The organism is Paenibacillus sp. PvP094 (assembly GCF_040546835.1).
In the GTDB taxonomy this organism is placed as follows: domain Bacteria; phylum Bacillota; class Bacilli; order Paenibacillales; family Paenibacillaceae; genus Paenibacillus; species Paenibacillus illinoisensis.
This window is the reverse complement of the sequence record NZ_JBEPOM010000001.1, coordinates 2,142,787-2,166,409: the sequence shown is the minus strand read 5'-3', so window position 1 is coordinate 2,166,409 and position 23,623 is coordinate 2,142,787. Positions and strand designations below refer to the sequence as shown.

Annotated in this window: 13 protein-coding genes; 1 reads left to right on the top strand and 12 read right to left on the bottom strand. The window is 45.8% G+C overall.

Annotated features, from left to right (window positions below):
• Positions 1–125 precede the first annotated feature (125 nt).
• The 5 genes from ABIC22_RS10095 to ABIC22_RS10075 form a co-directional block, all read right to left on the bottom strand.
• Entirely contained in the window at positions 126–1,823 is a 1,698-nt protein-coding gene (locus ABIC22_RS10095; RefSeq protein WP_354480540.1) for a histidine kinase N-terminal 7TM domain-containing diguanylate cyclase, read from the bottom strand.
• Between the two features lie 298 nt (positions 1,824–2,121).
• Positions 2,122–2,886, bottom strand: coding sequence for an AAC(3) family N-acetyltransferase (locus ABIC22_RS10090; RefSeq protein ID WP_354480538.1), 765 nt, complete (start codon positions 2,884–2,886; stop codon positions 2,122–2,124).
• A gap of 203 nt (positions 2,887–3,089) precedes the next feature.
• The gene (araA, locus tag ABIC22_RS10085; protein ID WP_336782601.1) at positions 3,090–4,511 is read right to left on the bottom strand and encodes an L-arabinose isomerase; all 1,422 of its coding nucleotides are present in this window, start codon (positions 4,509–4,511) and stop codon (positions 3,090–3,092) included.
• 275 nt (positions 4,512–4,786) lie between these two features.
• A complete protein-coding gene (locus ABIC22_RS10080) occupies positions 4,787–5,482 on the bottom strand; it encodes an L-ribulose-5-phosphate 4-epimerase (protein ID WP_095290617.1) in 696 nt (231 codons plus the stop codon).
• Between the two features lies 1 nt (position 5,483).
• Positions 5,484–7,100: a xylulokinase gene (locus ABIC22_RS10075; RefSeq protein WP_354485921.1), complete on the bottom strand. Its 1,617-nt coding sequence runs from the start codon at positions 7,098–7,100 to the stop codon at positions 5,484–5,486.
• 462 nt (positions 7,101–7,562) lie between these two features.
• On the opposite strand from ABIC22_RS10075, the gene ABIC22_RS10070 reads away from it, so the two are divergent.
• Positions 7,563–8,654, top strand: a complete 1,092-nt coding sequence (locus ABIC22_RS10070; RefSeq protein WP_354480536.1) for a GntR family transcriptional regulator — start codon at positions 7,563–7,565, stop codon at positions 8,652–8,654.
• A 172-nt stretch (positions 8,655–8,826) separates the two neighbouring features.
• On the opposite strand, the gene ABIC22_RS10065 is transcribed toward ABIC22_RS10070, so the two are convergent.
• The 7 genes from ABIC22_RS10065 to ABIC22_RS10035 all read right to left on the bottom strand — a co-directional run bounded on the left by ABIC22_RS10065 (position 8,827) and on the right by ABIC22_RS10035 (position 23,071).
• Positions 8,827–11,736 (bottom strand): S-layer homology domain-containing protein, encoded by a 2,910-nt coding sequence (locus ABIC22_RS10065; RefSeq protein ID WP_354480535.1) that lies wholly within the window; start codon positions 11,734–11,736, stop codon positions 8,827–8,829.
• 808 nt (positions 11,737–12,544) lie between these two features.
• Positions 12,545–13,189 (bottom strand): nitroreductase family protein, encoded by a 645-nt coding sequence (locus ABIC22_RS10060; protein WP_354480533.1) that lies wholly within the window; start codon positions 13,187–13,189, stop codon positions 12,545–12,547.
• A gap of 118 nt (positions 13,190–13,307) precedes the next feature.
• Positions 13,308–13,754: an RrF2 family transcriptional regulator gene (locus tag ABIC22_RS10055; protein WP_354480531.1), complete on the bottom strand. Its 447-nt coding sequence runs from the start codon at positions 13,752–13,754 to the stop codon at positions 13,308–13,310.
• A 98-nt stretch (positions 13,755–13,852) separates the two neighbouring features.
• Positions 13,853–14,659, bottom strand: a complete 807-nt coding sequence (locus ABIC22_RS10050; RefSeq protein ID WP_354480529.1) for an ATP-binding protein — start codon at positions 14,657–14,659, stop codon at positions 13,853–13,855.
• 656 nt (positions 14,660–15,315) lie between these two features.
• Positions 15,316–15,846: a GNAT family N-acetyltransferase gene (locus tag ABIC22_RS10045; RefSeq protein ID WP_354485919.1), complete on the bottom strand. Its 531-nt coding sequence runs from the start codon at positions 15,844–15,846 to the stop codon at positions 15,316–15,318.
• A 293-nt stretch (positions 15,847–16,139) separates the two neighbouring features.
• Positions 16,140–16,916: a class B sortase gene (locus ABIC22_RS10040; protein ID WP_354480527.1), complete on the bottom strand. Its 777-nt coding sequence runs from the start codon at positions 16,914–16,916 to the stop codon at positions 16,140–16,142.
• A gap of 26 nt (positions 16,917–16,942) precedes the next feature.
• The gene (locus ABIC22_RS10035) at positions 16,943–23,071 is read right to left on the bottom strand and encodes a DUF7601 domain-containing protein (RefSeq protein ID WP_354480525.1); all 6,129 of its coding nucleotides are present in this window, start codon (positions 23,069–23,071) and stop codon (positions 16,943–16,945) included.
• Positions 23,072–23,623: the final 552 nt, after the last annotated feature.

Below are 23,623 nucleotides of genomic sequence, written 5' to 3'. Positions count from 1 at the left end.
GCAGCTGTTACCTTCAGTCCTATGGTCCTATATGCATATACCCAAGCTAAGGGCTAAAAAAACAAATGACACCGATCGGCCTGGTGTCATTTGTAAGACATATTATAGAAGTGATTCTCACCTCATCAAGAAACGCCCCGCTCTAGCTCCGCAAACTCAATCCGATTCCGCCCATTCTGCTTCGCCTGATACAGTGCCTTGTCTACTGCTGCAAATAGCTGCGTCAGATACCCTTCCGGATTATCCGGTACATCATCACATTCGAAATCTTCAATCGATAGAATCCCAATACTGATCGTAATGGACACCTGCCCAACCTCATGATCTACCGCCATAAGGTTGGACTCCACGGACAGCCTCACGCGTTCTGCGATTTTTTGAGCTAACTGGCGTTCCGTGTGCGGAAGGTAGATCATGAACTCCTCCCCGCCGTAGCGCGTTAGGATATCGGTCTCCCGGATGGACTGTTTCACAGCCTGAGCTGTGCGGTACAGCACTTCGTCCCCGATGACATGTCCATAACGATCATTGATTGCCTTGAAGAAGTCAATATCCAGGAGAAGCAGTGAAAACGGCGTCTTATAGTGAACATTCGTAATGACCTCATGCGTCAGCTGCTGGGTCAGATAACGACGATTGTAGCAGTGAGTCAGACTATCCGTAAGCGCCAGCTCTTCCAGTTTGAGATTAGCTTCGGATAACTCCTGCCGAATGCGATCCAGGGCATGATTGCGTTCCTGAAGCATCTCATTCTGCCGATTCATTTCTTTCACATAGTAGCGCTCTTGCGACACATCCTGAAACGTCAGGAGATAACCAAGAGGCATCTGATAATGATCAATGATTGGAGAGGTTTGGAGGATGTAATGACGCTCCATGTCGCGCTCCTCCACAATAACCTCAATCTGAGACAGGGTATTTTCCTTTTGCCTATACTGATCCAGAAACGGCCCGCTGCTGCCCTTTACACGAACAGAATTCAGAAAGGCCTCCATATCAAAACAATCCCCAACATGCAGATCCATGAAGGATCTGGATGCCTTGTTTGCTTCAATAATAGTCTCATTCTCATCCAAAACCAGGATGCCATAGGGAATCGTATTAATCACATCTTCATGGGCGATGGAAACCAGATCGAAGACGTTGTACCGCTTGATGACATAGACAAAAAATAAATCCGACAGAAAAATCCCCAGCGACGTCAGTCCGGGAATGATGAACGGTATCCATGCTCTCAAAACCACATTCAGAAGGGCATCAATGGCTGCAAAAACAGCCAGGACGAATATACCCCACAGCGTAATTTTCACCTGTTTTTTAATCGTTGGTGACTTATCGGAGGCGCGAAGTGCCCCGAACAAAATAAAGAGGGAAGCTACAAAGTAGCTCACCAAAACAATCATGACAACCCAGAACCAGGGGCCATATGCCCGTTCGACATAACCACCCTCCAGCGGGGTTACAAACCAATTAGCCGGGTTGATAACCACACCTATGGCTGCAATAACGGCTGGTACGAACAGCAGCATAACTCTTTTTGTCCCTAATCGATCCGCATAACCGGTAATGAAGATGGTCAACAGCAGCCAGCCACTTCCAAGCAGTGAGACGGCAACAAAAGACAGGGTCACATACCATAACTGCCAGCCCGGGTCATCCGACAACACGACCGCAAATTGACAGAAGGGCCAGAGCATCATCAACCCATGAAATAAAAAGTAAACCTTATGTAAGTTCGTGATTCTAGCGGTAGCAAAAACATAAACGTATACACCTAACAACAGGACGAATAAAAAGAGATCATACCATACCAATGGACTCACAAATCTTCTCCTTCTTGGTTGCGCTACTTCGATATCATTGAGCTAGGCTGTTTTCGTAAATCTAATTCAAGCTGTATTGAAACTATATAGTGCTTTCCCTGACTAAAGTTTTGGTTAAATTAACCATATCTTATCACACACCCCTATGGGTGAGTAGGCCATACACTGGAAATACAGCCAAGCACTGTTTTATTTATGCATCTATTTTGCTGATTAGTGAGTGTTTTTGAACGTTTAACTATTGAAAAAAAGAACCATCTCCCGCCCGTTGCCGAGCGGTCCTCTGATATGTCTACTCCTACTCCTTCGCCAGCGGCAGGTTATCCGAGAATAGATCCGGATTCGCCCTCAGCATCTCTGTGATCATTTCCTCCACCATGGCCGCATCACATACTCGTACAACAGCGTCCCCGAGCTTTCCTAGGCGCATCGCGCCTTTTCGCTGTAACACCTCATCCACTTTCCAGAAATGCTCCGACCACGACAACCCGCAATGCCTGCGCGAAGGTACTGAAATCTCTGTTCCATCTGGCAATACCGTGTAGAGCTGCTCATGCTCATCTGTTAAACGTCCCGGAATGTCCACCCATTCCTCTACGCCATGGATGAACGTGTTTCGTTTCAGGTCCACGCCAACAAGGAGAATGGTCGCCTTACGATCCAGCAGCTTGCCCCAAGCTGAGCCTCTTGCACAAGGCGTGTCATATAGGTGATCGTCCTTCGTGAATGCCACTGCATCCTGACCGATTGCTGCAACCGAGTGAGTCGGGTGCCACGAACGTACGACACCTGGCCGTTTTCGAAATAGCTCAGGTAGAATCCCGACGCAGCATGGTGATGATTCCACGTGGAACATTGGATTACTCGCATTGATGGTGGACCAGGTGTGGGTTGGCAGCACCAGCAGTCCGTCCTTCATATACTCTGTAAAGGCATCCAGTACGGTATCCGCCCCACCTTCGACCTCACCTATACTTTTCATGGAAGAGTGAACAAGCAGCGTACCTCGTCTGTCAATGCCAAGCTGGTGGAGCTGATCAAGTAAGCTTTGTTGAGTATGCATAATGAATCGATAACCTCCTTTGGGCTATTATAAATGAAAGAAACAGTATGGTGCGCAAGGGTTCGCACTTCATGAGACTGCACTACAGATTGTGACTGTGATGTCTTGTCACTGCATCACAGCATGACAAAGGGCCGAGGGAATCCCCTCGGCCACTAGACAATCATGGATATGAGTCCAATCACGAAAAAATTAATTTATGTTTATTTAATGACTACGTATTCCAGGTTAACCAGCTTCGCATACGTTACGATCTGATCTGTTGTCAGGTTCAAGGAAACAACGGTGTGGTGACCGCCGCCATTTTCGATCCAGGCTTTAACCCCATCCTGGAAGTTTGGCTTCACGTTCCACAATACACGTGCCACGGGCAGGTTCGGTGCTGGTACAGTTGGCTCGAATGCAGAAACTTCATTGATCAACAGTTTATAATGCGTTCCGAAGTCAGCCATGGATACGACAACGCCCTCGCCTGCTTTGCCATCGAATACCAGACGTGCCGGATCTTCGCGATCGCCAATACCCAGTGGGGACACGATGATTCTCGGTTTGGTGCTGGCGAGAGTAGGATCTACTTCAAGCATGTGAGATTGAAGGATAGCTTCCTGTCCAGCAGCCATTTCATATGTGTAATCTTCCATGAAGCCCGTATTTTCGTTATGGCTCATGATTTTCAGCAAGCGATCAAGTGCAGCTGTTTTCCAGTCACCTTCACCGGCAAATCCATATCCTTGGGCCATCAGGCGCTGCACAGCCAGACCCGGAAGCTGCTTCATGCCATGCAGATCTTCGAAGTTGGTGGTGAATGCAGTGTATCCGCCCTCGTCGAGGAAGCGTTTAATTGCAATTTCATAACTGGCTTGCACACGCACACTGGCTTCCCAAGCTTCCTTGCTGTTTGTACCATAATCGAATTCATACAGCTCCGCGTATTGGCTGATCAGGTCATCGATTTCCTGCTCCGTCACCGCATTCACAACCTGTACGAGATCACCGATGCCGAAGTAGTCGACCGTCCAACCGAATTGGATCTGTGCCTCCACTTTATCCCCTTCAGTTACACCCACATTGCGCATGTTGTCGCCAAAACGGGCCACTTTAATATTGAAGCTTTCGTTATACGCAACCGCCACGTCCATCCAATCCGCAACCTGCTGCTGCACTTCTGGGCGCTCCCAGTAACCAACGACAATTTTGTTTTGTTTTCTCAGACGCGCATTGATAAAACCATATTCACGGTCACCGTGTGCTGCCTGGTTCAGGTTCATGAAGTCCATATCGATGGTGGCCCAAGGAATGCTTTCATTGTATTGCGTAGCCAGATGAAGCAGTGGTTTTTGCAGCAGTTTTGTACCACGAATCCACATTTTCGCTGGAGAGAAAGTATGCATCCAAGTAATAACACCCGCTACTTCATCGCGATAGTTGACTTCTTTCATGATGCTTGTGATTTTATCCGCGCTTACCGCCAGATCCTGCAATACGAGTGGGTATGGCAGAACGCCGCTTGCATTCAGGGCATCCGTAATTTTCTGTGCATTGGCTTTGACCTCGCCCAGTGCTTCTTCACCATAGAGATGCTGCGAACCAACGACAAACCAAAATTCTTTTGCTGCTGCTGACATGTAATCATCCTCATTTCATTTTTTTATAGTTGAACATATGGGTTTACACTTATCACTCCGATTGCAGTACCATCTTCCGATCGCTGGTTATCCCCGGATTTCTTTGATCAATTTTAATAAGGATGATATCCGGTTATAAAGGCGAGCGCTTCGCTTCTACAGATTGGTACTGCACTCTCCGTTATTCGTGTAAAAGTTTGATACAACTTCATTGGTAGTAGTAACAAACAACTTATTCGCTTGAATTATTATTAACCGATCACTACATAACCAAATTACTTCTGTCCGTAATACGCGTCTTTTCCGTGTTTCCGCAGATAGTGCTTATCCAGAATGCCTTGCGGCAGTTCTTTGGCAAAGTTGTTTAGCTGCCGCGCATACAGGTTCATTTTGCATACTTCCTCCAGCACAACACTGTTCACCACAGCCGCCTTCGCATCTTTCCCCCAGGTAAACGGTGCATGACCATGGAGCAACACGGCCGGAACTGCCATAACATCAATCCCACGCTGTTCAAACGTTTCAATAATGACACGTCCTGTCTCCGCTTCGTACCCGCGATCAACCTCATTCTGGTTCAGGAAACGTGCACAAGGTACCGCACCATAGAACGTATCCGCATGTGTAGTTCCCATAACAGGTACATCCAATCCAGCTTGGGCCCAGATGGTCGCCCACGTGGAGTGCGTATGCACAATCCCGCCAATTTCGGAGTAATGCTTATATAAAACGGCGTGGGTTGCTGTATCCGAGGATGGTCTCATCTCACCCTCGACCACGTTGCCATCCAGATCGACAACAACCATGTCGCTTGGCTTCATGGCATCGTAGCTGACGCCGCTCGGTTTGATTACAAACAATCCGCTATCCCGATCAATGGCGCTGACGTTACCCCAAGTGAACTTCACAAGACCATGCTTTGGCAGCTCCAGATTCGCCTCGTAAACCTCTTGTTTCAATTGCTCTAACATCTTAGTCCCTCCCGTTCTCTACCAGATGATCAACAGCCGCCTGCTCAATGGCCAGGCCCTTCCGGTAGCGTTCGATAAATGATTCAAATCCTTTGACATCCGATGGGTCCGGTGCTACTTCCTCTCCAGCGACATCGCTGAATACCTTTTGCTCCAGGAATATATCCAGACTCTCCTGCTCATCCTTATTGATCATGTACGAAGCGAGAAGCGCCATGCCCCATGCTCCGCCTTCCCCCGCCGTGGACATAACGGATACGGGCACATTCATCGCTGCTGCAACGATCCGCTGTCCAACGACTGGCGTTTTGAACAATCCACCATGAGCCAAGATGCTGTCGATAGCTACATGCTCTTTTTCCGTCAAAATATCCATCCCGATCTTCAGTGCACCGAAGGCTGTGAATAGATGGGTACGCATGAAGTTGGCCAGGTTAAACCGGCTTTCAGGTGAACGAACGAACAACGGACGGCCCTTGTCGATCCCCGTAATGTTCTCGCCGGAATAGTATCCGTAGCTCAGCAGGCCGCCGCCATCCGGGTCTGCTTCAAGTGCCTTGTTAAACAAGACACTGAAGAGCTTGCCGCTATCGGCTTCGTATCCCATGGCCTCAGAGAATTCACGGAACAATCCGATCCAGGCATTGATGTCGCTGGAGCAGTTGTTGGCATGAACCATACCCACCGGGCTGCCGTCCGGCGTTGTGACCATATCGATCTCGGGATACACTTTGGACAGTTCATTTTCCAGGACGATCATGGCAAAGACGGATGTGCCGACAGAGATATTGCCCGTACGTTTTCTCACGCTGTTCGTTGCAACCATGCCTGTTCCGGCATCACCCTCCGGCGGACATAACCGAATGCCTGCTTGCAAGTCTCCTGCAGGGTCAAGCAGCTTGGCCCCGGCATCCGTTAACGTACCTGCATCCTCGCCCGCGAGATATACCTTGGGAAGAAGCTCTTCCAATGTCCATGGATAGCCTCGGCCTGCGATCAGTTCGTCGAACTGCTTGATCATGGTTGGATGATAATTATGTGTGGACTCATCGATTGGGAAAATGCCTGAAGCATCACCAATTCCAATCGCTTTATTACCGGTTAACAACCAGTGAATGTATCCAGCCAGTGTGGTCAGGGCATCAATACGAGGCAGATGCTCCTCCTCGTTCAATATGGCCTGATACAAGTGTGCGATGCTCCAGCGTTCAGGAATGTTGAACTGAAGAAGATCTGTTAACTCCTTCGCTGCCACTCCAGTTGTTGCATTACGCCATGTCCGGAACGGTACCAGCAGTTCACCTGTACGATCCAGTGCAACATATCCGTGCATCATGGCGGAGAAGCCAATGGAACCAATGGTTTGCAGCGTGATGCCGTACTTCTGTTCCACATCCTGCTTCATCTCGCGGTACGCGGTTTGCATGCCCGTGATGATATCCTCCTGGTTGTACGTCCAATATCCGTCTTTCAGGAGATTCTCCCATTCGTAACTTCCGGATGCGATGGTGTCGAAACGTTCGTTAATCAATACGGCCTTGATCCGCGTTGACCCGAACTCGATGCCCAGGGATGTAGCTCCCTTTTCAATGGCCTCTTTCATCTGCTCATGACTCATAACCATGGTTGTCCCCTCTCTGATCGCCGTTTTATATCCCAAGGCTGGTAGTTACATTAAAGGACCAAAGCTGCAACGGCATAGAATGAATTTATGAATTCGTATAAAATGTGTACTGCTGTTGCGATCACTTCTGGTGAATGAACAGCAGCAATCCTTATTTAAGAAGGCGCTTTCCTTTTCTGACAGCCTTAGTATAATTTTTGTACGTACATCTGTCAATAATATATAATATTTATACTTACAAAGAACATGTTATTACTGTTTAGCATGTCTTTTTATGCTTGCTTAAGGGTATGCTGTAGTGTACAGTTTCATGTAATTGAACCTGAATTGTACGGTTTATTTCGGGAAATATGCTGTTTTATTTTCATTAGACTAGAATCATGCTAAAATATGTACGTACAACTATTTGAACCATAACGTTTCTATAGATGAGTAATCATGAAAGAAGTGGATTGCGTGAAGCCAAAATACCAAGTCATTATTGATGATATAAAGAGCCATATCCTTTCGGGGACATATAACGTGGGAGAACAGATTCCAACAGAGTCCGCTCTGCAGGAGAGCTACAATGTGAGCCGCCAGACGGTTCGGAAGGCCATTTTGGAGCTGTCGAATGAAGGCTTTCTGAGAAGCGAGAAGGGATCTGGCACCTATGTCAGCAACCAATACCGGTCCAGATCCGGCGGAACAACGATGAAGAAAACGATTGGTGTCATCACGACGTACATCTCTGATTACATCTTCCCCTCGATCATTCGCGGCATTGAAAGCCGATTGAACGAAGATAATTATTCACTGCTGTTAGCCAGCACTAATAATGATGTTGCCCAAGAGAAAAAAGCGCTGGAGATGATGCTCTCCTATGGGGTCGATGGTCTGATTGTGGAGCCGACCAAGAGCAATCTGTACAATCCCAACATCGCGTACTACCTGTCATTTAAGGAGCAGGATGTACCGTTCACGATGATCAATGCCTTTTACGAAGAGCTGGAGGTTCCCTTCTTCTGTCTGGATGATGTACAGTCCAGCTATCTGGCCACCCGGGAATTAATCGCCAAAGGGCATACCCAGATTGGGCTTATAGCGAAAATGGATGATTTGCAAGGAAAGTACCGGATGAAGGGGTATATCAAAGCATTGGGCGAAGCCAAGTTACGGTTCCATCCCGAGCAGGTGCTTTCGTTCGATACAGCCTCGAAACCGGATCTGTCCGCTAATCTGGAAACGTTTCTGAACGATAACAGGGAAGCTCTAACCGCCATCGTATGTTACAACGACGAGGTGGGGCTGGAAGTGGTGCATGCCTGCCGAAGACTGGGCATATCCATCCCGGATGAGTTATCCATTATTGGACAGGACAATTCGTACATTGCCAAGAACGCCAACATTAAACTCACCACGCTAACCCATCCCCAAGAGCAAATGGGCCGCGACGCTGCCGATTGGGTCATTAAGAAGCTGCAAGGCAAAAAGGATCTGCCCAACAACACCTATTACCAGCCTGTCCTGGTGGAGGGTGAGACAGTGAAGGAGATTGAAGTAGAATAAGGGAAGAATTGGTTTAAACCATCCCGTTCACTCATAGATATTCTTTCCTCCACCACTGGATATAGGTGGCACTCAAGGATTTTCCAAATGCACAAAAAGGCCGTCGAATTCATCGACAGCCTTTTTTGCTTATAAGTTCTCGCTTTATTACTACCATATCTTGTTTAAATTCTTAATTATCAAAGAACTGCTCTTTATCGTTTCCGGTAATAGTGATATCAGTATTCGAACTATTGGATACAAGTTTGAATTGACTCTCATTTACTTGCTCAGCTGTGACAGAAACTGATGCAGACTGCAATTGATTATTTAGATAGGTTACCAGGTTACTCATGTCGGTAAATTTTTGACGCAATACAATAGACGCCTGATTCACACCATCACTAACAACAAACGTGCGATTTTTGGTGCTATCTTCGTCTGTGCCCGTCCAATGATTATTTTGAAAGAAAAACGACCAGTCGTTCCCACCTAGTGTTATAGCAGCCGAGGATCCAGTCTTAAATGTAGATATAAAGAATGTGTCTTCAAATCCATACCCACCTACTGTCCGATCCCCTAAATTAATTCCATGCGCATTGCAGTAGTCCTGAATGAAACTATCAATTGCCGATCCAACTACCTGTCCGGTAGAGAAACCATTCAAAGGAATATCCCAGGTGAGGTCGACAGGTATTGTAATATTCCCATCACTAATTGTGAAATGTTTAGGGTTAGTTTTGAAATCTGTTGAGATAATTTTGTTACTTTCTTCCCTAGCTTGAGTCGCATAGACATTGGTAAAATCGAAATTTGTAATTTCTTTACTGAGGATAGACTTAGGTTCAGCAACCTCAGCTTGAACAGTAATTACAAACTCCTTATTAGTCGACTTAGATCCTGAGATAATGGTGGCTACGAGCACAATGTTCGTATCAGCTGTTAAACCGGCACGGATAATGTCACCATTTAAAACATCAATAATAGATGACTGCGTTGGATCTTTTAATGACCAAGTAACATTAGCTCCATCCTGATTGTTTGGTAATAAGACTGAAACATCGACTCCATTATACGTTACTTTCAAATTCTCTATAGCTAGTGCAATTACTTGCCAATCAGCAATTGCTGCTTCCGCTTCTGTCAAACGTGTGATATCTCCTACCAACGCTTTTTGAGTTGCAGTGAGTGACTCATACTTAGTTCGGGCTTCTTCCACCTCTGCTTTGTCAGCAAGCTCTACGTTCTCTTTTACAGGTAAGCCCTCGATTGCTGCCTTCACCAGATTGGCGGCTTCTAGATCTGCTGCGGCTTGGATTTCCAATTGAGCAATTGCTGCTTCCGCTTCTGTCAAACGCGTGATATCTCCTACCAGTGCTTTTTGAGTTGCAGTGAGTGCCTCATACTTTGTGCGCGCTTCTTCCACAGCTGTTTTGTCTGTCAGCACTACGTCCTCTTTCACAGGCAAGCCTTCAATTGCTACCTTCACTAGATTGGCGGCCTCTAGATCTGCTGCGGCTTGGGCTTCCAATTCCACAATCGCTGCTTCCGCTTCTGTCAATCGCGTGATATCTCCTACCAGCGCTTTTTGAGTCGCAGTTAGCGCCTCATACTTTGTGCGCGCTTGATCCACATCTGTTTTGTCTGTCAGCACTACGTCCTCTTTTACAGGTAATCCTTCAATTGCTAGCTTCACTAGATTGGCGGCCTCTAGATCTGCTGCGGCTTGGGCTTCCAATTCCACAATTGCTGCTTCCGCTTCTGTCAATCGTGTGATATCTCCTACCAGTGCTTTTTGAGTTGCAGTGAGTACCTCATACTTTGTGCGCGCTTCTTCCACATCTGTTTTGTCTGTCAGCACTACTTCCTCTTTTACAGGTAATCCTTCAATTGCTAGCTTCACTAGATTGGCGGCCTCTAGATCTGCTGCGGCTTGGGCTTCCAATTCCACAATTGCTGCTTCCGCTTCTGTCAAACGTGTGATATCTCCTACCAGCGCTTTTTGAGTCGCAGTTAGTGCCTCATACTTTGTTCGGGCTTCTTCCACGGCTGCTTTGTCAGCAAGCTCTACGTCCTCTTTTACAGGTAGGCCTTCAATTGCTGCCTTCACCCGATTGGCAGTTTCCAGATCAGCGGCTGCTTGGGCTTCCAATTCAGCAATTGCTGCTTCCGCTTCTGTCAAACGCGAGATATCTCCTACCATCGTCTTTTGAGCCGTAGTTAACGCCCCATACTCTGTGCGCGCTTTTTCCACAGCTGTTTTGTCGGTCAGCATTACATCACCTTTTGCTGGCAAGGCTGCGATTGCTGCTTTTACCAGATTGGCGATTTCCAAATCTCCATTATTTGAGGAATTCCCTCCTGTACCTGTCGAAGGTGTACCACCAGTAGAAGGTGTTGGGACTGGTATTGGAGTTGGTGTTTGCGGTATTGGAGTAGGCGGGGGTGTCACAGACGGCTTTTGTTCATCAATCTTAGTCTTTTCATTTAGAAACTTATATGCGACCAGAGCTACTTCCTGACGACTTGCTTGATTATAAGGTTTAAACGTACCATCCGGATTCCCCTTCATTAGTTCCAATTCGACAGCAGCACCAACTGCATCTTTAGCCCAGTCAGAAATTGAATTGACATCCGAAAACGCTAGATTTTGACCCTTTCCTGCACTATTAACTCCTAGTGCGTTCACAAAGATGACAGCCATTTGCTCACGGGTAAGATTTTGATTGATACCAAAAACTCCATTACCCATACCTTTAATTAGACCAGCTTTGACAGCGGCCTCTATAGCAGAGAATGCATAGTTGTTTTGAGGAACATCTTTAAAGGAAGGTGATTGTGGAGGGTTGTCGGTATCCAGATTCAATGCTCTTACCAGCAGGATAGCGAAGTCCTGTCGCTTTATATTACTCGTTGGATTAAATTTACCATCACCAGTGCCATAAATAATCCCTTTTTGGACAAGTTCATTAATCTCTTCCTTGGCATAGCTGCTTGAAATATCGCTCAAAGTTACCGAAGCCGAGGCATGTGGTACCATGGCGCTAAGGATAGCGACTGTAGATAGGATTGATAAGGATTTTGCTTTAAAATTCTTTTTCATCTGTTCCCCTTAAATGATTTAGTTTTTGAATAATTCATCCTTTTTCTGCTGATGTATACATCTCTCAAATTACTTTATGTAATAGTTACAATCCTCCTCAGTACTGCCAGCACTATCATCCACAAATACATCTGACATATACTCCTATCAAGTACACTACCTAAGCTTGTCTGATTCACAATTGGTCACGCCGCAGACAACTATAATGCCGATTTCACATTCAAGAATCACATTTCATCCTTGATTTGTGTTTTTATTCTACTCACTCGAGATATGTTAGTCAATCAAGAAAAATCTATAAAATTACTATGATCTCAAGAAGACCTAGAGAGGACAAAAGGGGCGCAATACGATGTTAATAAAAGTAGGTGCTGTCCCTCTGTTACAAGACATCGCCTACATCCACCAAACCTTTTTACGCCATATTTGTCATTAATTTTTCCATTATTGATAACGTACCATTTAGCGTAAATATGCTACGTAAGAATACTTAGTCTACACTTTGAGTTCTCATTTGCAGGCAAGAAGCGAACAGTGACTGTTGTGCGTCTCCCTTGGAACTATGATAACGAATTTCTCCGCCAAACTTTTCTACAATATTAAAGCAAATCATTAACCCCAGCCCTGTTCCATTACTATTTAGCGAATAAAGTGGAGGGTGAGACGGTGAAGGAGATTGAAGTAGAATAAGGTATATCCATAGAAAAAGGCTGCCATCATGGCAGCCTTTAACGTTTTTATGTTTTACCTATCCTGCAATCGCTAGAAGAACCCTAACCAAGGGAAATCCTCGGCAGCATTCTTCCCATTATCTTGTTATACCGTTCCAAAATGTCATCTCATCAATCGGAAGACGTGTGGTTGGATGCCCCGGTTGTGATGCTTTACCGATGGCTATGAGTATAGTTGGCACATACTGATTGGGGATATCAAATGCCTGGGTGAATTTCTCCTTGTCATACCCAGCCATGGCAACGGTATCGTAACCGCGTGCGCGTGCGGCTAGCATGAGCTGCATCGATACAAGACCACAATCGAATATTACACCCTCCTTAATATATTGAGGATCCATGGATGCCAGCATTCCCTTCATATTGGTAACCAGTGTTTCCTTGACTTCTTGGGTCATGTAACCAGCTTCTACGGAAGTGTCATAAACAGAGTCCACCTGTCTAATGTACTCCAGATCACCAAGCACCGCGATGACAGCCGAGGCATTCACCACTTGCTGTTGGTTATTGGCAATGGGAAGCAGCTGTTCCTTCAAAGCCTGATCATTGAAGACAACGAATTTCCATGGCTGCATATTTGCACCTGACGGAGCAAGGGTAGCTTCAGTCAAAATATCTTTCAGTTCCTGCTCGGAAATATTGAAGGCAGGATCGTAATGCCGTACTGAACGTCTTTCTTTGACAACACCCATGAAACTTTGCTCTTGTTTTGTGCTCTCCATTCCGTTTAGCCTCCCATATCTATACTGTGTATTATTTAGCACAGTTAAGAACAAAAAAATAAACCACTTAACTGTGCTAATATAAGCACAGTATATATGCGGAATAGATCGTTGTCAATTATTCCGTTACGGGGTTCATTTTATTGGCCATATCGGCAATGGTGTATTTTTGTAAAATATTCAGAACGCTATTGTTAATTTCATCCGATATATCGCTGAACATATCATGCATCTGTAAGCCGAATGCGTGCTCACCTGTAGATTCAAGCATACCTTCGCATAGTGATACATCGGTCTGGAGTGCCTGATATATATCAGCCAGAGTGACTGACTCCGGTGTTGCCTTCATCCGGTATCCCCCATCGCGACCTTCCCGGACTTCAAGAATATTTTCCTGAGCCAGCTTCGCCAATATCCGGCGGATCAACGTCGCTTCCGAACACAAGTGATCAGCAATATTGGTGCTTGGATAGCGATTTGGACTATCTGACATGAACACAAGAGCCTGCAGAGCCAAGCCGAATGCCTTGCTGTTGGATGGACAGGTATGTTTGGCCTTTTTCATTATACAGTGCTCCCTTCTTCGTGATGTAATGTGTGCATTATAACAAACCCTTAAGTCCCATTCAACAAGAGGAAGAGGAACCGTTCTATGATAGCTGTTTACTTGTCATTTACAGCTAAGAAGCGAACAATAACTGTTGTTCCACGTCCCTTGGAGCTTTGATAATGAATTCCTCCACCATACTTTTCTACAATATTAAAACAGATCATCAACCCCAGCCCTGTTCCATTACTTTTTAACGAATAAAAAGGAGTGCCTAGTGACTTCACCTCATCTTCTGACATTCCGCTTCCTTGATCAGTAATTCTTATCTCAATATATTGACGATTTCTCCTTGCTGTGATAGAGACAGACATGCCTGCCTCCGATGCTTCCACTGCATTTTTGATTAAATTCATAAGCAGCTGCTTGAACTCAATCGTATTAATGAGAATCGTACAGTCTTCCTCAACATCTATATCAATATGATTATCCGATAGCATTGCATATGAACTTAGCAGACTTGTAACACTATGAAGGACATCCTTCACATCGACTCTCTCCGGTTTCAAATCTCCGTTGGGCTTGGAGAGGGTTAGGAATTGAGAAGTGATGTGTTCAACCGTATTCAGTTCATCGATCATTAATTTAAACTTGCTCTTGTCCGAAACGTCAAAAGCGGGATCTTGCTGATATAACTGCAAAAAACCTCGAACAACAGTAACCGGATTCCTAATTTCATGCGCCACAGCAGCGGTCAGATTAGCGATCATCTTCAAGCGCTCTGCTTGTTGTACCTGCTCATAATAGAGCTGCTGCTTTTTCATCCGACTGAAGGATAAATGAAATATGAGAAACAGCAGCACTTGGCTGGCTATGATATTGATTAAATTGCCTACAAGATCGTAATGTACATATGTATACACCTGTCCCTGGTCAATTAGAGTAATGTAAACGAAAGTGATCAGGATCAGTATTCCATTTAAAACCATGGAGAAGTAAAACAATTTCATATCAAAAAACAAAATGGCAAGAGAAGGAATTAGGCATATCATAATATAGGTGGTCCAGGTATCCGGGTACAAAAAGAAAAGAGTATAGAAATAAGCGAACCCCATCATAATGATGATCTTTCTAAAAAAGTAAGTTTCATGCCTCGGATAGACCAGCAAACACACCGATATAATTGCTACACACGCAAAATGGATACCATAGCCTATCGTAATGCCCTTTAGCTCGGACCTCGATAGGATAAGTCCCCACACCATAAGTACAATGATCGTTAACATGGATATATAATATGTTCTTCGGTTTACCTGACTGTATAATTCTTTCATGAACCCACCATTTCAACTCAAATTTAATATCTTCGAATATCTTCAACACGATATAGCCTTGTGTGCGGGCAAACCTAAAGGCACCCGCCTGGATGCCCTATACTACATTTCATTGTATCTTATTTGACTAACGACTTAATATAAAATTATGTTGATTTACGTAAAATGCAATATAGCCGTACGGTCTACGAGCCCGTACGGCTAAACTAAAGTTTATGCTACTATCGTAATCCTGATAGATTAGTTTAATTGGATGTTGATTTTGAGTATAAATAGAGATCACTCGCTGCTTCTTCTGCGCCTTCATCTTGACTAAGGATTCCTTCATACGTGAAACCAAGCTTTTGCAAGAGCTTTATGGAATTCCGGTTTTCAGGTTCTACCTTTGCTTCGATTCGTTTCAGCTTCCATGATAAGAGAGCATACTCGACCAAACTCGAAACCGCCTCTGAAGCATAACCTTTTCCCCAGTACAATTTGGCTAGGTCATAACCAATTTCCGCTGTTCCATTTACAAAATTGAAGGCATTATACCCACATGATCCTATAATTTCGCCCGATTCTTTGTGTATGATGGAGAAACGAATAGCCTTATTGTCCTGTGATAGATCATCCAGAAGCTGAATCATTTCGATTGCTTGATTTTCAGCCGTGAAACAACGAACATTCATAAATCGAGTAACCTCCGGATCAGACCAGATTTTAAATAAACCCGGTGAATCTGATACCTGCATTTTCCTCAGTTGCAGACGCTCTGTCTGTAATTCTGTAATCAATACTTTCACCTCCATTGATTTTTGATAGGGTAGGTTCAAGATATTGATATCTGCGCATAGTTCAGTCCCTTCCATGTTGAATTCATTTTATTATACCATGCAAATTGGACAACCTAGAACCGGTCGGAGTCCTACGCCGAACCTCGTTGAATACGCGAGTTGAACGAGCATTATCCTAAATACAGGTATAAGTAACCTCAACGTTTTGGCGACAAAAAAATCGCGCCCTCCAGAAGGAGAACGCGATATGAAGCAGAGTCATTTCCTATATCATTTCTTGTATCAGCATCACCTCAACGCTTTCGCGCGACCACGGCCAGCCTTCCATTTTCAGTCGAGTACTCGCACGTGGACAGCACAACAAGCTTATCGCCATACTGGGCTGTTACACCTGTATCATAGAGAGCAAGCTTCTTCATATTCTTTACATAGGAATCGAACTCGGCGGGGGTGTTGATCTCCCCAATCTGGTAGTATTTAAAAACGTCATCCGATTTCAGGTAGACCTCTGACAGAATAACAGCTACAATCTCATACTCTTCTTTCTCGTAAAGTGTGCTGAATTGGAACGTGGCATGCTCCTTATAGAAGCTCTCGTTCTTATATTTCATCAAGTCTTTGAACATCCAGCCGCTTTTCATATGGTGTCCGTGAATCAGCAAAATGTTCGAAGTGTCAGCCTGACTATCCTTATCCAAAAAAGGAAGCCCACCTGTATTTTCCCTTTTATCAAAATCATGATTGAGATAGTACTCGGCATCCTGTGGATTCTGCATGACCGGATACTCAATCCGGGTGCCGTCCATTTTCAGCCAGCCGATAATGTCCGAGTTCCTCTCGTAAAGATTCCGGAATTCGGGAAGCATGACCTGCTTATTCGCCTTATTGGACAAAAAGGAGGGGATTGCATCCCCTCCACCTTGGTTTGATCCTTCCTCCCAAACCTCTGTCAGCTCTTCAATTTTCTGTTGCTCCGTATAATCCCGCAAAAAAATTCTTGTCATACTGACGAGAGAAAACACCAACAAAAGGGAGGAAACGGCGATAAGCATTTTTTTGGTTTTGCTCATTCCTTTCTTACCGCCTTTCCTATCTACTACATGTGCGTTTTCTTCTTATTACTGAGTAGACAGAGTCCGATTGTCACCAAAGACATCAACGCCAGAACCATATACAACATTGGCGAAACGCTGTTGTCTCCGGTTTTTGGAGCATCATCCAGCTCGTCACCAACATTGCTGCTTTCGTTGCTGTTGTTATCGGCTTCGTTGCTGCCGTTGCCAGTTTCGTTGCTGCTGTTGTCGGTTCCGATGTTGCCATTATCGGTTTCGCTGCTACCGTTGTCGGTCTCGCTGCTACCATTATCGGTTTCACTGCCACCATTGTCGGTCTCGCTGCTACCATTATCGGTTTCACTGCCACCATTGTCGGTCTCGCTGCTACCGTTGTCGGTCTCACTGCTACCGTTGTCGGTTTCGCTGCTACCATTGTCGGTCTCATTGCTACCGTTGTCGGTCTCGTTGCTACCATTGTCGGTCTCGTTGCTACCATTGTCGGTCTCGCTGCTACCGTTGTCGGTCTCACTGCCACCATTATCAATTTCACCGCTACCATTATTGTTTTCGTTACTGCCATTGTCTGTACCACTGTTACCGCTGCTGCCCGTTCCACTGTTCCCATTCCCAGCGTTACCACCGGTGCCGCCACCGGAACGGATCGGTTTCATTGGGACATCGTATTTTACAATGTCAAAATCAACAGAAATGGTGCCGCTTCTGTGCGTTTCATATCCATCCTTGGTTACGATCAGGTAATAATCTGCTTCAGGGAACACCATGTACCCGTAGAAGCCGTTGGCATCACTCAACTGCTCTGGGCTCGCGTTGTCATGAGGCGGAAAATTAGGAACCGGGGGAAGGGTAACTTTCGTACCCGGAATGCGGCCGTTATCTCGATTACGCTGCGTATCGGCATAGTAGAGAGTAACTTTGGCTCCTTCAATTTTCTTGCCAGTGCTGGCATCTCCTGTCGTTTCATCATAAACCGTACCGTAGGGGTCGACCAATGCCTCGGAAATATTCAGCTCTCCGTCAGCTTTCACGTTCAGCTGTGTCACTTTGAAGAGCAGATCCTCCCCGGTCTCAGCTTGGTAGCGAACTTCCATGGTGTACTTCTGCTCGCTTAGCCCCTCTACCAAGAACGTGCCGTTCGGAGCCATCGGGAACGCCTTGGGATGACCGTTCTCCTCAACATACTTGCCGTCCGTATCCTTCAAATAGATGTACATCTGACTGGTTAATGACTCACTGAATAGCTCTGTTGTTCCATCCAGCTGCTTAAACAGAATGATCCCTACAGCTGTAATGTCAGCCGGAATGGTCTCGTCCGTCACGCTGCCGTCTACATTCGCTTTTTGCGTGAACTCGACAGGAACATCTTTTCCGCCTACCTGATACCACTTGGTATATGTGATTGTGTAGTCCGTGTCCGCTGTGGCCGGAATCGCATATTCACCCTTGTCATTCGTTTCCGTTTGAATCTCCTTGCCGGTCTTCAGGTCCGTTATCGTAATAGGTGCATTTGGAATAACTTCTCCTGTGTTGTTGTTACGCAGAACGCCTTCCAAATAAGGGCGAGTATTGATGAAATGCGCTTCGGCCAGTTTTTTCTCTGGAATAGTGCCTGCGTGGTCGAAACTTTCAGGATTCGTTACATAACCATCTTCCGTGTAATCATCCTGTGTCACCTTATACTCGAGATACGTTGGAAGTCCTTGCACAATAAATGTCTGACCGTCTGTAAGCTCAAAGGTCTCTCCGTTCTTGATTGTGCCGCTGCTTCCGTCTGATTTTTCATAGGTGTAAGCTTCGTTCTCGCCCTCTCCTGTGAAGTTAAGGGTGTACTTGAACAGTTTCTTTTTGTCATCGTCCTTGCCTTTAACTGTATTACTGATGAGCAGGCCGCCCTTCAGCACCCGAATGTTGGTGAACGGGGCTAGTTCATCTTGGCCTTCCATGATTCCGGTATGTTCCCGTTCCTCAGGGATGGTCGTGTAGTCATCGGCTGTGTATTCCTTCTGGGTAACTGTGTACTTCAGACCCTTAGGCAGATCGGAAATATCCAGTGTCTCTCCATGCTTAAGCTTGAAGATATCCATGGACTTGATCGTACCTGTGCTGCCGTCCGACTTCACGTAGGAGTAGCTTGCATCCTTACCCGTACCCTCAAAAATGACTGTGTACTCGAAGTCCTTCGTCTTGTCGCCACCGTTCCCCATGACGGTATTGCTGACTGTCAGCTTGTTAACGGTTCGTTCATTGACGAAGTCTGCCTTGTGATCCCCTTTATTCACAATTGTACCAGTCAGCTCTCTCGTTTCCGGGTTAGTCGTATATCCGTCAACGGATGTATAATCGGCCTCCATTACAGTATATACCAGACCTGCAGGCAATGCCGAGAGTGTTACAGATTCTCCGTGCTTCAGGTTAATCTTGTCACCATTCTTGATCGTGCCGATTGTATTATCCGGCTTCTTATAGGTATACTCTCCGTCCTTACCTTCACCCTCGAAAGTTACGGTATATTCAAAATCCTTGGCAGGATCGCTGCCGTTCCCTTCCACCTTATTGGTGATGGTCAGCTTTCCTTGCGCTGGAGTAGGAACAACCAGCGGATTATCCGAGGTTACTTTCACGCCATCTACCCAGATGGGCTTTCCAGGCGTATTGCCTACATACACCTGATAAATTTTGGTAGTCGGCAACCACGTTGTAGTGTCGATATACGTTTCCTTCAGCTCATAGTATCCTGGATCCGGGAATAACAGATTCAGCTTCCCGCTGCTGTCGGTTGTTCCTTTGGCAACTTGAGTTCCGCTGTCTTTCTTATACAGTGTAAACTCTACACCTTTGAGCGGATTGTTGTCGGGATCCACCTTCCTCAGAGGCAGAAGGGCATTGGAGCTTGAACTTCCGGCAACGTCTGAGTTGTCCAGCGTACTTTCACTTCTGGCACTGACTGTTTTCAGCTTATCATCGCCCATCAGCTTTACTTCGTTGCCCATTTTATCCCCAGCTTTTGCTTTGGAAGGGTCAACCTCTGTTTGATAGACAAACTGGTAGAACTGATTAGGGCCATCCATGTTAAATGTTAGCACCGTTGTGCCATCGGCACCTGGGACAGCTTCTACCTGAACTTCACTATTCGGGTCGCTAAGATCCAGTGCTTCTCCCTCTCGTTCCAGAGCTCCGCTGGCAGACAGCTTAGCCCGATAGACAGCCATACTAGGTGCTGTTAGCACAAGCTGTCCATTTTCTTCATAACGCAGATCCATGCCTGCACCTATAGTATCCTGCAAATATACGCCCTGTGTCATATTAAATGGAGGGGTATAGTTAACAGTCCATTCGAGTACACCTGGAACTGGCTTTGTTACTGACTTGCCCAGGGTCTGAACCGGTACAATCACTTTGCGCTGTTCAGTGAGGACCTTCTCCACACCACCCCATGTCATATGGAGGTCGGCTTTGTTATACATTACCTGCTTGTCGATGCCGCTGGTGGTATATTCGTCCAAATACTTCTGCAGAGCAGTATTGGAGGGTCTTGCTTTTACCAGAATGACATATGGGCTCTCCAACTTGGAGAAAGTGAACGTCCCCTCGTTTCCTTGATGAGAGAAACTGACGACATGAGCACTTGTTCCTGGTTCAATACGTGTTCTGGCATCATTGCGGACACCATATTCTGTACCTGATCCATTGTCGGACAATCCTTTCCACAGCTCAAACTCCTCGTCTTCAGAAAACGGAACGAATTCCCATCCCTCGGGCAGTGTGTCCACCAGCTTGATATTACTAATGACCCGATTACCGCCAGCCTTAGCCATTTCTTCTGTGTTATATCCAGGCATGTTTACCCCTAAACGGAATGTGACCGTCTTGGTTGTCCTGTCATAGGCGGAAATGGTCCATGCTTCATTGTTATCGTTTCGAATATAACTGCCAATGTTATTCGGGCTTACATTTTCAAGTGTGCCATCTGTCTTCAATGGCTTCGATGCAAAGAGCATATCTTTGTTCAGCATGCGCAGATGAAGATTAACAGAGTAATCTGCCGTTTTTACGGTATCTCCATCAAACAGCAGCGCCCGATTTTGAATCGTTTTCCCGGATTCAATATTCTGTCTGAAGAGAATATCCGGGTTGGTCTCCAGTGAACGGAAGCTGAAAGATGCAGCCTTATCCGTATATCCGGTCACCTTGATCAAATCTGCCACCACTTTACCGTCTACAGTTAAAGGAATGGCCTTTGTCGCAAGTCCAGCTGCAGCTGTTTTTAAGGATCCCTCATGATACTGCTTCCACAGCTGGAACGAGTTAACGTTGGCTTTGATTTTGGCAATGGTTTCTGTGCTCACTTCGCCAGTTACATCCACTGCGTTGTCCAGAACGTTCAAATCACCGCCATGTACCAGCACATCGTATACTACGGCATCTGGCAGGTTATACTGTGGTGCCAGATTGACCGTCCATGTAACGCCGCCCAGGCTATAATCCTCAGTTGAAATGGCGCCTGTTTTGGTAAACGTATGTGCCCCGATGTTGACAATGGCCTCATCCGTCACGGCATTAGGCCTTGTACCGGCTTTGACATCGTTGTTCTGTATGCCACTCGGTGTATCCAGATTCCAGTTGGCACGTGGGTCAATTCTGAAGCTGGAACCGCTTGTGACCTTGCTCTTAATCACTAGTTCTACTTTGCCGTTGATCTCCCCAAAGGAATACGTGCTGTTTGCATCCGGTGTGATGGGCTGTACCCCAGATGTAGTATTATCCACCCACGTCTGCCATTCAGCTGATATAAAGTCCAGCCCGGCAGGCAATACATTTGTAATCGTAAAGTCCTTTAACCCTTTTTTGTTATATTGGTTAACTGTGACCTTCCATGTAATAGTTTCATTCGCATGGTCATAGGATGCGCTGGCTTGAATCCAGTCAGGGGCAAAAGAAATCTCCTGACTTGCCTGCACCAGCATGGTGCTGTCCTGTCTCAGTTCCACTTTGCCATGCATATCCCGGTGGCTGCGACCAAGATTGCCTGGCGGATTCCGATACTCATAGTAATAGGCTTCCTTGGGAATCCAGGTTTTATATTCAACCTTGGGATTGAGACCTGTTCCCTCCGGAAATAGATAAGTTAACGAACCATCGGCCTCAACAACTGGAGTTACATCCTGGCCGTTAACTTTGAACGACCCTTCCATATAGATACCAGGCACGTTACCAAAGCCTGTATTATATTTGGCAGGATTCGTATAAAATATTTTTCCGTCCAACGGTAATTGGACTGCTGCATCAAACTGATCAAATGCGGATACCGTTGACTCCCAGGTAATCGCGCCTTCCACCAACTGCGCAGGTTGAATCCCGCGGTAGCTATACTGATCCCACCGGATCATTCCAGGGGAGCTTAACGTGATGCTGTACGCTGCCGTCACATCCGGGTTAACTAACTCATACGCTCCCCCGAAAATCGTGATAGGCTTCGTATCACCGTAATTCATGCCTGTGATATCCGAATTGGCAGTGGTTTCGAAGCCAAAGGTAACCCCTCGTCCGACACCGTTAAAAAACCAATCATCACCATCAAAAACAATTTTGATGCTATCCGGGGTGAAATACGCAGTACCGAGCTGCTTCACACCCATATCGGTTGTTGCCATTAACGGCTTAGTAGCTGTCGGCAGCACTACTTCGTTGAAGTAGGTATCTCGTCTTAACTCGATGGAATCACCCTGCTGAATGTACTTGGTTGTATCATTCTCATCCGGTGTATTTGCGTAATCCCCTTTAACCGGAACCTTGAGGCCCTCTGATTTGAGGGTAAAAGCCTGCCGGCCCTGGATCGTACCGCCGGGGCTAACAACCGTTCCCTGCGTCACCTGCAGTGGGAAGGTCACATTTGCATCCATGAACACCACCGTTTTGTCGGTCGGAGCTGCCGTCATCGCCAAGGAATTGTTCGGCATATCGTACACCGCCTCGGTTACTGAAGGCGGTTCGTCCAGACTTGGCGAATCGGTTTCGCTAATAACCGCGGCCCCAGAGTCGCTTAGTTCGCTATCCGCAAAGGCCGTGACCGAGAATGCCATCGTCTGCAAAACCAGCATCATTGCCAAGAAGCAAGAGAGTATTGCTTTTCCCATGTTGCGCTGTCGTTTCAAGATCCCTTTCTCCTCCATTCCCTAAATTGCCAAAATCCATCAACTGCAGGAGGATCCAGCCTGATCACATTTATCCAAATGAATCTCTTCTATATGTATGATTCTAGTAGATCTTTGCCTCAATGAGATCTTGCGAAGATTCCTCCTGTTCACCCTCATAGATCGATGGCTCGTGAAGATGCACTTTGGTCCGAGTTTCCACTCTTTCTTGTTTAGTTTAAAAAACGAGTCTCTACAAAATCTCAACAAAGACAACTAGAACATGAGAATCGAGCTGATCGAGGTGACATTTGAATAGAAAAGTGATTCATTTTGGATGAATTGAGGGGATTTATGGCTTGAAGGAGTTTATTTCTGGATTGTATTTCTGAAGTGATCTTATCTCTTGAAATTCCTATCCGTTCATATAAAAGCATAATAAAAACACATCCTTAGTGGAGTTATAGTACTCTCCCAGATAAAACCTTTCGAAGATTCGAGGTTTATCATTAGAGAAGAGCTATTTTCCAAAAAGGATGTGTCTTCTTATCTTAAAATATGGTTTGAATACGT

Coding starts and splice junctions, on each gene's coding strand:
- ABIC22_RS10055 (WP_354480531.1), bottom strand. CDS start 13,754: ATGAAAAAGGCCAAACATACCTGTCCATCCAACAGCAAGGCATTCGGC.
- araA (WP_336782601.1), bottom strand. CDS start 4,511: ATGTCAGCAGCAGCAAAAGAATTTTGGTTTGTCGTTGGTTCGCAGCAT.
- ABIC22_RS10040 (WP_354480527.1), bottom strand. CDS start 16,916: ATGAGCAAAACCAAAAAAATGCTTATCGCCGTTTCCTCCCTTTTGTTG.
- ABIC22_RS10080 (WP_095290617.1), bottom strand. CDS start 5,482: ATGTTAGAGCAATTGAAACAAGAGGTTTACGAGGCGAATCTGGAGCTG.
- ABIC22_RS10075 (WP_354485921.1), bottom strand. CDS start 7,100: ATGAGTCATGAGCAGATGAAAGAGGCCATTGAAAAGGGAGCTACATCC.
- ABIC22_RS10090 (WP_354480538.1), bottom strand. CDS start 2,886: ATGCATACTCAACAAAGCTTACTTGATCAGCTCCACCAGCTTGGCATT.
- ABIC22_RS10060 (WP_354480533.1), bottom strand. CDS start 13,189: ATGGAGAGCACAAAACAAGAGCAAAGTTTCATGGGTGTTGTCAAAGAA.
- ABIC22_RS10065 (WP_354480535.1), bottom strand. CDS start 11,736: ATGAAAAAGAATTTTAAAGCAAAATCCTTATCAATCCTATCTACAGTC.